Here is an 11,534-nt window from a genome sequence, read left to right as displayed (position 1 = left end):
ACCCCTGTACTCACCGTGAAAGGGTGATGTCCTAGGCCTCTAGACGATGGGGACAGTGAACTGTCCTTACTGCGTGCTTGCGTGGCCGACTCTTCGCTTGCACTTTGACTACTTATTCTTGTACGCCTGACCTTTTACACTAAGGTCTAAATAAAAACAGTCGCATCACACTGATGCGACTGTTTTATCTGGCGTCCCCAAGGGGATTCGAACCCCTGTACTCACCGTGAAAGGGTGATGTCCTAGGCCTCTAGACGATGGGGACAATGATCTGTCCGTACTGCTAGTGGTGTTGCTTATTACTTTTTACTACTACTTTTTACTACTGTCTCCACCTGCTTTACGCTGGTGGAGGTAAGCGGGATCGAACCGCTGACCTCTTGCATGCCATGCAAGCGCTCTCCCAGCTGAGCTATACCCCCTTGCGAAGAAGCGGAATTATAGCAAAGTTATTCCTCCTCTGACAATGCCGTTTTGAATATTTATCAAAGATATTTTTGCAACCGTACCAATACCGCTTCGCGTCCGAATAATTCCAGAACGATATCAATGGCTGGTGTCTGCAACTGGCCGGTGATCATGAGTCGCAGTGGCATCGCGATCTGCGGCATTTTCAGGGTGTGTGTTGTTAAGACTTCCTTGATCATGGCGGCTAGTGCGGGCTTGGCCCACTCTACCGATTTACAACGCTCTGCCAAATCGGTCAGCGCCGGTTTGATGGTGTCGGCTACTGCGGTGAAGTGCTGGTCCAGCAGCGCTGCCTCGGGCGCTGGCTGGCGATAGAACAGCATGGCTGCGGTGGCTATTTCGTGGGTGGTGTTGGCGCGCTCTTTCATGACGCTGATAACGTTTGCCAGGTCTGGCGTTGGCGCTGAACCGCTGGTGAAGTCGGCGCCGTCTTTTTCCATCAGGGGCCGCACTAGTTCAGCCAAGCGAATATTGTCTGCCAGCTTGATGTAGTGGTTATTTACCCACGCTAGTTTTTCAGGATTGAACTGGGCCGGGGATTTGGAGAGATGATCGAGATCAAACCATTCGCAAAACTGCTCGATGGAGAAAACTTCTTCGTTGCCGTGGCTCCAGCCAAGGCGCGCCAGATAGTTGAGCATCGCTTCGGGCAAATAGCCTTGCGCCGGATAATCCATGACGCTTACCGCGCCGTGACGCTTGGAGAGTTTCTCGCCGTCTGCGCCGAGGATCATCGGCACGTGACCATACAGGGGCAAGGTTGCGCCGAGCGCTTTGAGAATGTTGATTTGGCGCGGGGTGTTGTTGACGTGGTCGTCGCCACGAATAACGTGGGTAATGGCCATATCCCAGTCATCAACGACGACGCAGAAATTGTAGGTGGGCGTGCCGTCCGGGCGGGCGATGACGAGGTCGTCCATTTCACGATTGGCAATGGTGATGGTGCCTTTGACGACATCGTCCCAGCTGACTTCGCCGTCGAGTGGATTTTTGAAGCGGACCACCGGCGTGCGCTCGGCAGGGATCGCTGGCAGGGTCTTGCCCGATTCTGGTCGCCAGGTGCCGTCGTAACGCGGCTTTTCCCCGGCGGCGCGCATTTTTTCGCGCATCGCTTCAACTTCTTCGGGGGAGGAGTAGCAGTAATAGGCCGTGCCATCAGCCAGCATTTGGGCGATGACTTCGCGGTAGCGGTCCATGCGTTGCATCTGGAAAAACGGGCCTTCGTCGTGATCCAGACCCAGCCATTGCATGCCTTCAAGAATGGCTTCGACCGCTTCCGGCGTGGAGCGCTCAAGATCGGTATCCTCAACGCGCAGGATGAAAGTGCCGCCGAAGTGCCGGGCGTAGGCCCAGGAGAACAAGGCTGTGCGTGCGCCGCCTAAATGCAGATAGCCGGTGGGGCTGGGTGCAAAGCGGGTTCTGACAGGAGAATGGGGAGTTACAGCAGATGTAGATGCGGTCATGATAAATAAAAACGGCCTTGGGTTGCCAAAGCCGCTATCAATGAAAACCACATTTTACCGCGTTGCCTTGCCCGTGGAGGGCCTTATTGCTGCGATTGAGCCAACAACGCGGTGGAAGTCTTATTGCACTATGACGTTAATTGTCTTGCTCATCTCAGGGCCATACGAATGATGCAAGCCGTCACCGAACTGCATCGTCAAACTATATTTTCCAGGTGGCAAGGTGACCATGGTGTCGGTTTGGCCTTTGCCAAAATGCAGATGTTGGGCGTCGGCTGGAATGGCGTCGCCAGCTTTGATCGGCGCTTGATTGATCAGCAAATGGTGATGCCCGGTGTTGGGCGTCATGTCTCCGGCAGGTTTGATCTCCATGCCGGTGACGCCAAATTTGACATCAAACGGGCTGGTCACCACAGCGCCATCTGCCGGTGCGACAAAATTAACCGACGCAGCATGCGCCAATTGCGGCACAAAACCGGCTGTCATCATTGCTGCACTGAACAGTACGGTGAATAAACGTGATTTCAAGCTTGATTTCATCGGATAGCCTTTTTTGGTTACAGTGGATGGATCGTCAATCTGGCGCAGGAGTTGCTGCACCGGTAAAGAATTACAGAATCAATCTTAAGGTGTCTTGTATTTACAGTTCAAAAACCCGTTCGTACTGAGTAGCCCTTAAGGGCGTATCGAAGTATATGTATACGGGTATACGGCGATTCTTCGATACGGCACTTTGTGCCTACTCAGTCCGAACGGGCTTTGGGAGTGCTGAAAACTTTAAATGACAATGCCCTAATCGTTCTTAATCACAATCGTCGGAAACTTACTCGTCATATCTTTGGCTTTCTCCGCCACCTTAATGGCGACCTTACGCGCAATTTCTTTATAGATATGCGCAATCGGACCATCTGGCTCAGCGATCACGGTTGGCCGACCGGAGTCGGCTTGCTCGCGGATCGACATCGTCAGCGGCAGCGCACCCAGAAACTCAACGCCGTATTCACTGCACATTTTTTCACCGCCGCCAGCGCCGAAAATTTCTTCAGCATGACCGCAGTTGGAGCAAATATGCGTGCTCATGTTCTCTACAACGCCGAGAATAGGAATGCCGACTTTTTCGAACATTTTCAAGCCCTTGCGCGCGTCCAGCAAGGCGATGTCTTGCGGCGTGGTGACGATGATCGCGCCGGTGACCGGGACTTTTTGCGAGAGCGTCAATTGAATGTCGCCGGTACCGGGCGGCATATCGACGATCAAATAGTCCAGATCGCGCCAGTTAGTTTGATCGAGCAACTGTTGCAGCGCTTGCGTGACAATCGGGCCGCGCCAGACCATCGGCTCATCGTTATCGACCATAAAGCCGATGCTTGATACTTGCAGGCCGTGGTTTTCCAGCGGCTCCATGGTTTTGCCGTCTTTGGTTTCAGGACGACCGCTGATGCCCATCATCATGGGCTGCGACGGGCCGTAGATATCGGCGTCCAGAATCCCGACTTGCGCGCCTTCTGCAGCCAGCGCTAAGGCCAGATTGACTGCCGTAGTCGATTTGCCGACACCGCCTTTGCCGGATGCAACGGCGATGATGTTTTTCACATTCGAGAGCAACTTGACGCCGCGCTGGACCGAATGGGCTTGAATTTTGGAGTACACGTTGACGCTGACATTGCCTGCGATCGGTGCTACTGCTGCAATGGCGGCAGAACGGATCAGGTTGTACTGACTTTTTGCCGGGTAACCCAACTCGATATCAAACGCGACGTTAGCCCCGTCCAACTGAATATTCTTCACACATTTGCCGGTAACCAGATCTTTGCCGGTATTCGGATCGATCACACCGGACAATGCTGCCTTAATCGCTTCAATCGACATGCTCATTATTTCTCCTCTATATAGTTGCGCAAGTCTAAACTAATCGCCTGATCGGCGCGCATAAAGGGGCAAAATCAGGCTTGCCAAATTGTCAATTAAACATCAGCTAAGTAACATAAACAGTGACCATGACGCCACAAGCCGCCACGCCGTATGCAAAGCCGGTATCAACATAAGCGTCGGCACTGCTAAAATCACGGTTTTACTCCAACTGCCACCGCTAAATGAGCACCACTTTGAGCACATCTCCTCTGCACACGCCGCGCAAGCTATTCGTCACCACCGCCCTTCCCTACGCCAACGGCGCATTCCACATCGGCCACATCATGGAATACATCCAGGCCGATATCTGGGTCAGGTTTCAGCGCATGCTAGGAAATGAGGTCCATTTTGTCGGTGCCGACGATGCCCACGGTGCGCCTATCATGATTGCGGCTGAAAAAGCCGGGATCACGCCGCAAGCGTTTGTTGCCAATATCGCGGCCGGTCGCAAGGAATATCTGGACGGCTTTCACATCGCCTTCGACAACTGGCATTCCACCGACGGCGCTGAAAACCACGCGCTGTCGCAAGAAATCTATCGCAGCCTGCGCGACGACGCCAAGCTGATCACGACCAAGACCATTGAACAATTTTACGATCCGGTCAAAGGCATGTTTTTGCCCGACCGCTACATTAAGGGCGAATGTCCGAAATGCGGAACCAAGGATCAATACGGCGACTCTTGCGAGAACTGTAGCGCCGTGTACGCCCCAACCGACCTGAAAAATCCGTTCTCCACCTTGTCGGGTGCCACCCCGGTGATGAAATCATCGGAACATTTCTTCTTTAAACTTTCCGATCCACGCTGCGTGGATTTTCTGCGCCAGTGGGCGCTGGAAGACAACCGCTTGCAGCCGGAAGTCGCCAACAAAGCGAAGGAATGGCTGGAAGGCGACGGCGGCCTGGGTGATTGGGATATCAGCCGCGACGCGCCGTATTTCGGGATCGAAATCCCGGATGCGCCGGGCAAGTATTTTTATGTCTGGCTGGACGCGCCGATTGGCTATCTGGCGTCATTGAAGAATTACTTCGATAAAACCGGGCGTGACTTCGATGCCTTTATGGCCGACCCAAGCACCGAGCAATACCATTTCATCGGCAAAGACATTACGTATTTCCACACCCTGTTTTGGCCGGCGATGCTCAAATTTGCCGGACGCAAGGTGCCCAATAATGTGTTTGTGCACGGCTTCATCACTGTTAGCGGTGAAAAAATGTCCAAGTCACGCGGCACCGGGATTTCTCCGTTGCGCTATCTGGACATCGGCATGAATCCAGAATGGCTGCGCTATTACATCGCCGCCAAACTCAGCGCCAAGGTGGAAGACGTCGATTTTAATCCTGACGATTTCGTCGCGCGTGTGAATTCCGATTTGATCGGTAAATACATCAACATCGCCAGCCGTGCCGCAGGATTCATTAGCAAAAAATTCGACGGCAAAGTCAGCACAGCGTGGGCCACCGATAGCGATCCGTTCCTGGCAAACCTGCGCGCCGTCTCCGCCGATATCAAAGCGCTGTACGAAGGCCGCGAATACGGCAAAGCCCTGCGCGCCATCATGGATCAGGCCGATATCGTCAATGCTTACGTGGACGCCAACAAACCGTGGGAGTTGGCTAAAGATGTCAACAATGCGGCGGCGTTGCACGAAGTGTGTAGCCGTTTGCTGGAAGCTTTCCGCATCTTGACGCTGTATCTGAAACCGGTATTGCCCGTATTGGCGCAGCAAGTTGAGGCGTTTTTACAAATTGGATCGCTGGAATGGTCTGATATCAATACACCGCTGACGGATGGTCACAAAATCAACGTCTATGCGCATTTGATGACCCGCGTTGAGCCTAAGATGCTGGATGCTTTGTTTGATGCGCCTGAAGTGAAAGCTGATGCGCCGGCTAGCGATGCTATTGATGCTCCCGCGTCAGACATCGAAGAACTAGCACCGCAAATCACCATCGACGATTTCAGCAAAATCGATTTACGCATCGCCACAATCGTCAATTGCGAACACGTTGACGGCTCCGACAAACTGTTGCGCCTGACGCTGGATGTGGGCGAAGGCCGCTTGCGGAATGTATTTTCGGGTATCAAGTCGGTGTATCAGCCGGAAGAGCTAATCGGCAAGATGACGGTGATGGTCGCCAATCTGGCACCGCGCAAGATGAAATTCGGTATTTCTGAAGGCATGGTATTGGCGGCGTCGGCAGCCGATGAGAAGGCTAATCCCGGTATTTATATTCTCAACCCGTGGCCCGGTGCTGCGCCGGGGATGCGGATACGCTAATTAATTCGATACAAATGCAATGCGCCAACAACCGGCGCATCACTACTGACATAAAATAGCACCAGCATTTACGGCGTTATTAACCAGGCAACAACCAAGCAACAACCAGGTAAACACCATGAAATCCAAGCAATTCACCAACTATCAATCCGAAACGACCCTGTTCATCAACGAGCTCAAGGTCAAAAACCCGGATCTGGAAAAGCAACAACTGGCAGGCCGGGCGCTGTTGTGGGACAAAACCCCGATCGATCTCGATAGCCAACTCCGCACCGCAGACTCCCGCGTTGCGCAGCAACCTTACGTTTATCAAAACGAGCACTAACACCCCTCTGGCTTCTCCCTGCAAGATGCATTCTGGCTACCGATAACGCTATGACGCAAGATTTGTCAGACGCTGCTGAAATTACCGTTGCCGGACAGCCGGACTCCACACCGAACGTCATCGACGGTGTGGCTTTTGCACGTCTGTACGGCGAACCGCTGTTTCGCATGCCGACCGATTTGTATATTCCGCCGGATGCGCTGGAAGTTTTTCTCGAAGCATTTGAGGGGCCGCTGGACCTTTTGCTGTATTTGATCCGCAAGCAAAACTTCAATATTCTCGATATTCCGATGGCGCAGGTGACCCTGCAATATCTCGAATATGTCGATCAAATCCGCATTACCAATCTGGAACTGGCCGCCGAATATTTGCTGATGGCGGCCATGCTCATTGAAATCAAATCGCGCATGTTGTTGCCGTCGAGAAAAACCGACAGCGACGAAGCTGAAGATCCACGCGCAGAACTGATGCGCCGTTTGCTGGAATACGAGCAAATGAAACTGGCCTCGCAAGAAATCAATCAGCTACCGCTACTGGGACGCGATTTTGTCCGCACCCAGATTTATATCGAACAAAGCATCGTCACGCGCTGGCCGGAAGTGGACGTCGTCGATCTGCAATCAGCTTGGGCAGACGTGATCAAACGCGCCAAACTGACTCAGCACCACATCATCAGCCGCGAAGAATTATCGGTGCGCGAACATATGACCGGCATTTTGCGACGCTTGCAATCGGCCCGTTTTGTCGAGTTTGCCGACCTGTTCGATCCCGCACGCGGCGTCCCGGTGCTGGTGGTCAACTTTATCGCCTTGCTGGAACTGGCTAAAGAAACGCTGATCGAAATCACCCAGGCTGAGCCGTTTGCGCCTATTTATGTACGGTTGGCTTATTCGCCGTCGTGATACCGGCATTTTATATTCGTGCTTTTGTCAGGGTGTGTTGATATTTTGAATGTAAAAAACTCCGTTCGTACTGAGTAGCCCAAAGGGCGTATCGAAGTAGTTGCATGCGTTGGCGATTCTTCGATACGGCACTTTGTGCCTACTCAGTCCGAACGGGACTAGGTGCTTCACAAACTTTGTATGTCAACACGTCCTATCTTCTACAAACTCACCTCGACTTTTTCCATGAAAATTATTTCCTCGATCGAAGAATTACGCGATCAGATGCGCGGCCAGTTGCGCACTGCTTTTGTGCCAACTATGGGTAATTTGCATGAAGGCCATCTTTCGCTGATGCGCCTGGCTAAACGCCACGGCGATCCGGTCGTCGCATCGATTTTTGTCAACCGGCTACAATTCGGCCCGAACGTCCACTTTACTAAATATCCGCGTACATTTGATGCTGATGTCGCCAAACTGGAAAAAGAAGGCGTTGACGTGTTGTTTGCGCCGAGTGAAAAAGACCTTTATCCGGAACCGCAGGAATACCGCATCCAACCGCCTGACGGTCTGGGCAATACGCTTGAAGGTGAGTTCGTCCCGGTTTCTTACCGGGGTCACAACGGTGGTAATGAAGCTGTTTTCATGCGTACAACCGCGCGTGGCGGTATTCGGAAAGAAGGATTATCAACAATTGATGATCATTCGCAACATGGCAAAACAGTTTGCATTACCGACCGATATCATCGCCGCAGAAACGTTTCGGGCAGAGGATGGCTTAGCGCTGTCGTCGCGCAATATGTATTTATCGGCAGAACAACGCGCAGAAGCACCGGCGCTGTACCAAGCACTTACGCAGGTTGCCGCAGAAGTGCGTAGCGGACAGCGCAACATTGAAGCGCTCGAACAACAAGCAATGGCGCAACTCCGGGCTACCGGCTGGCAGCCTGATTACATCTCGGTGCGCAAGCGCGGTAACCTGCAAGCGGCATCGGCAGAGGAGTTGGCCCGTGGCGAAGAATTGGTGGTATTGGCTGCCGCCAAACTGGGTACTACACGCCTGATCGACAATCTGGAAATTTAACTTTTTTATGCGTTCACACTTCCCGCATCCCGGACTAGCGCATCTGAAGACGCACATCGTTTTCGGCGTGCCGGAATTTCCCGTCTTCCATATGCGGGGCGGGACATCTACCGGGATCGTGATCTGGCAACAACATCTGCCAGCCGATCCGGATTTACGCGATGAGTTAATTCGCATATTGATGGGGATTCCACGGCAAGGGGACAGCGCTGGCAATCGCCAGATCAACGGCCTTGGACGCGGCGCGCCTACCAGCAATAAAGTATTTATCGTCGATATCGATACGGCCCGTCGCACGATTATCAGCACCCTGGCGCAGTTGGCCGCTGATAAAAGCGCGATCGACTGGAGCGTCAACTGCGGCAATATGTCCGCCGCCCTGCCCTTATATGCGCTCGATACCGGGCTAATCGCGGCCAACGGCAAACGGTTTGCCGTCGATATTTTCAATACCAATACCGGTACCGGCATGTCGGCGCAAATGGCGCTGGAAATTGACGCAGGCGGTCACACACTGCTAGCAGACACCGAGATTCCCGGCGTTGATGGCAAATTCCCCGGCGTCGATCTGTATCTGCATGCGCCGGTCGGTGCAAAAACCGGCGCGCTCCTCCCCACCGGCAATGTCGTTGACGACATCGACGGCATACTGGTGAGTTGTATTGATGTCGCCGTGCCGATGGTGATTGTTGCCGCTGACGCGTTGGGGAAAACCGGCTATGAAACTCCGGCGCAGCTCGATGCAGACCCGGACTTTAAAAATCGCCTGTGCGCATTGTGGGTCGCCGCCGGATTGAAGATGGGCCTGAAACTCCCTTCAGGCGCGTTGATGAGCGCGACGCAATTAGCTGCCAGCGAAACCATGCCGAAGATCTGCATCGTCTCGGCTCCTCGTAATGGCGGCAACATCAGCGCGCGTTATTTCACGCCGCAATCGGCGCATCCTTCGCTGGCGGTCTCGGGCGGTTGCTGTCTGGCCTCTGCTTGTTTGATACCCGGCAGTATTGCCCAACAGATCGTCAGTCATGCTCCTGCCGTGAGCGCTGCTGGCGGCGTGCTGGACATTGCGATTGAAAATCCCGCTGGCATACTGGCCACGCGTATTGAAGCGGTGCGCCAGAATATGCAGGTACAGATTCTTCAGGCTGCTTATCGTCGCAACGCGCAAATTCTGCTGCGCGGGACTTTTCCTGTTTATCAGGCGTCGGCGGCATTGCAGGCTTTTCTAGTACAACAAGCCGCTTGCTACTGATACCAAGGGTGATTTTTATGACTTTTGCGATGCCATTATGATTCCTATACATATTGGCGCGCGGGCCAAATATTTTGCACAGCCACTGCTCACGCTCTGCTTGTTAGTTTGCTTGTCCTTGAGTATCGCCCCGGCGTACTCCGCCGCCGATAGCAGCGCAGCATCGAACTCTTCAAACCCTGCAAATCCACCCAACGCCGCAACCATCAGCGCACTGGCCAAAACATTGCAGGCTAACCCTGCCGCCAAAGCCTTGGTCACCGCTTTGCAACAGGCTGAGCAACAAAACAAAGCGCCCGTCACGGCGCAAAAAGGATTGATCGGCTTAATCTCCGATAGTCTGGACGCGGTGCAGGCCCATTACGATCAAGTCGCCGCGCCGCAAAAATACTGGTCGCAACAATTCGCCAACGCCGAAGAAGAATTCTCAACGCTGTTGTCGCGTCACACCGATGAGCCGCCACTGACCGCATTGGCAAACTTTGCCGAAATGATGGCCTTGTTCGCCCTGATAGCCTTCGCATTGGATTATGTCGGCAAACGCGTGCGGCAACATTTCGGCATGCAAGATACGCTCTCGCCCGATCCTGGCATCAAAGAATTATCGATCTATATCCTGCGTCACATCGTGCCGTGGGTGATTGCGCTACTCATTGAGATCACAGTTGTACTCAGTCTGCCGCCGTCGCTGGGCCGTGCCATCGCCACCCTGCTGCTCTACACCTTCATAGGCGCAAGCGTTTTCAGAGCGATTTGTGTGATCATTTTTTCGCTCTCCTACAGCGGCCATCGCGGCGTTGCCATCCATATTCTGCGGCGGCGTGGATGGAAGTTGCTATACGCGATAGGCTTTGCCGGTTGGCTAGGCGACGCTGTCAACAATCCCAAACTGTACTCGATCATCGGCGGCACTTTGTCAGCGCTGGTGGCAACATCGGCCAATCTGATTGCCGCCATTCTGTGCGTCGTCTTCGCGTTACGGTTTCGACGTCCGGTCGCTCATCTGATCCGCAACCGCGCGCTCGACGTGCGTCGCGGGCATCGGGCGCGCATGGAAACACTGGAGATCATCGCCTCACTTTGGTATTACCCAATTCTGCTGCTCGCTGGCGGCGTCAGTCTGGCCACAGTCATCGGGGCTGATAACAGTAGCGCAGCGCTCAATCACGCCATCAGTAGCGCGGCCTTACTGGTCGCCATGTTTTTTATCGGCAGCCTGTTGCAGCGCATCGGCCGCATTAAAAAGCGCACTTCGCCGCGACGTCAATCGCCCTACGTTCTGCGCCTGACAGCGGCTATGTTCAGTTTTCTACAAGTGCTGATGTGGGTCGGATTTTTTGAACTGTTGACGCGGATATGGGATCACTCCTTACTCGACTTTGCCAACGCCACGCTCATTGGCAGGATGATACTGGCCACCGTCGGCAAGATAGGACTCACGTTGGCGTTAGCGTGGATAGTCTGGATATTGCTCGACACCGCGATTCAGGAAGCGATTACGCCAGGCCCCAGTGGTCGCTATGGTCGTTATGGCCGCAACCCAAGCACCCGCATGCGGACCATTTTGCCGCTGCTACGCAACGCCTCCCTGCTGATCATTCTGGCTATCACCGTTATTACCACGCTGGCCAATCTCGGGATTAACGTCACGCCGCTATTGGCGTCAGCTGGCGTAGTCGGCCTGGCCATCGGCTTTGGCTCGCAATCGTTGGTCAAGGACGTCATTACCGGTATCTTTATGCTGATCGAAGACTCCATGTCGGTGGGCGACTGGGTAGACGTCGGCAATGGTCACATCGGCACCGTTGAGCATCTGTCGATCCGCACAGTACGTCTGCGCGACGGCAACGGGTCGGTCCACAGCGTGC

General features: G+C 53.8%; 8 protein-coding genes, 2 tRNA genes and 1 pseudogene. 6 read left to right on the top strand and 5 right to left on the bottom strand.

The window, feature by feature from the left end:
- Positions 1 to 189: 189 nt before the first annotated feature.
- From ACVBEF_RS18745 to apbC, 5 genes are all read right to left on the bottom strand, one after another.
- Positions 190 to 265, bottom strand: a tRNA-Glu gene (locus ACVBEF_RS18745).
- An 81-nt stretch (positions 266 to 346) separates the two neighbouring features.
- Positions 347 to 422: transfer RNA gene (locus ACVBEF_RS18740), tRNA-Ala, on the bottom strand.
- 63 nt (positions 423 to 485) lie between these two features.
- Positions 486 to 1,931, bottom strand: coding sequence for a glutamate--tRNA ligase (gene gltX, locus ACVBEF_RS18735; protein ID WP_447125436.1), 1,446 nt, complete (start codon positions 1,929 to 1,931; stop codon positions 486 to 488).
- Between the two features lie 120 nt (positions 1,932 to 2,051).
- Entirely contained in the window at positions 2,052 to 2,420 is a 369-nt protein-coding gene (locus tag ACVBEF_RS18730; RefSeq protein WP_447125437.1) for a DUF4399 domain-containing protein, read from the bottom strand.
- A 303-nt stretch (positions 2,421 to 2,723) separates the two neighbouring features.
- Entirely contained in the window at positions 2,724 to 3,806 is a 1,083-nt protein-coding gene (gene apbC, locus ACVBEF_RS18725) for an iron-sulfur cluster carrier protein ApbC (protein ID WP_447125435.1), read from the bottom strand.
- Positions 3,807 to 4,036: 230 nt separating this feature from the next.
- Between apbC and metG the strand changes: the two genes are divergently transcribed.
- The 6 genes and pseudogenes from metG to ACVBEF_RS18695 form a co-directional block, all read left to right on the top strand.
- Positions 4,037 to 6,124, top strand: coding sequence for a methionine--tRNA ligase (gene metG / locus ACVBEF_RS18720; protein ID WP_447125434.1), 2,088 nt, complete (start codon positions 4,037 to 4,039; stop codon positions 6,122 to 6,124).
- Positions 6,125 to 6,242: 118 nt separating this feature from the next.
- Entirely contained in the window at positions 6,243 to 6,449 is a 207-nt protein-coding gene (locus ACVBEF_RS18715) for a DUF3460 family protein (RefSeq protein WP_447125433.1), read from the top strand.
- A 50-nt stretch (positions 6,450 to 6,499) separates the two neighbouring features.
- Complete coding sequence (locus tag ACVBEF_RS18710; protein ID WP_447125432.1) at positions 6,500 to 7,351, top strand: segregation and condensation protein A; 852 nt, start codon at positions 6,500 to 6,502, stop codon at positions 7,349 to 7,351.
- Between the two features lie 225 nt (positions 7,352 to 7,576).
- Positions 7,577 to 8,414, top strand: a pseudogene (panC, locus tag ACVBEF_RS18705) (pantoate--beta-alanine ligase).
- A gap of 7 nt (positions 8,415 to 8,421) precedes the next feature.
- Positions 8,422 to 9,666 carry a PrpF domain-containing protein gene (locus ACVBEF_RS18700; protein WP_447125431.1) on the top strand — a complete coding sequence of 415 codons (1,245 nt, stop codon included), beginning with the start codon at positions 8,422 to 8,424 and terminating at the stop codon, positions 9,664 to 9,666.
- Positions 9,667 to 9,703: 37 nt separating this feature from the next.
- Positions 9,704 to 11,534, top strand: a 1,831-nt coding sequence (locus tag ACVBEF_RS18695) for a mechanosensitive ion channel domain-containing protein (protein ID WP_447125430.1), incomplete at its 3' end; no start/stop codon positions are given.

The sequence above is a fragment of the Glaciimonas sp. GG7 genome (assembly GCF_052976905.1).
Note: the sequence above shows the minus strand (reverse complement) of the source record. Positions and strands in the feature narration are given on the sequence as shown.

Coding starts and splice junctions, on each gene's coding strand:
- ACVBEF_RS18730 (WP_447125437.1), bottom strand. CDS start 2,420: ATGATGACAGCCGGTTTTGTGCCGCAATTGGCGCATGCTGCGTCGGTT.
- ACVBEF_RS18700 (WP_447125431.1), top strand. CDS start 8,422: ATGCGTTCACACTTCCCGCATCCCGGACTAGCGCATCTGAAGACGCAC.
- ACVBEF_RS18710 (WP_447125432.1), top strand. CDS start 6,500: ATGACGCAAGATTTGTCAGACGCTGCTGAAATTACCGTTGCCGGACAG.
- gltX (WP_447125436.1), bottom strand. CDS start 1,931: ATGACCGCATCTACATCTGCTGTAACTCCCCATTCTCCTGTCAGAACC.
- apbC (WP_447125435.1), bottom strand. CDS start 3,806: ATGAGCATGTCGATTGAAGCGATTAAGGCAGCATTGTCCGGTGTGATC.
- ACVBEF_RS18715 (WP_447125433.1), top strand. CDS start 6,243: ATGAAATCCAAGCAATTCACCAACTATCAATCCGAAACGACCCTGTTC.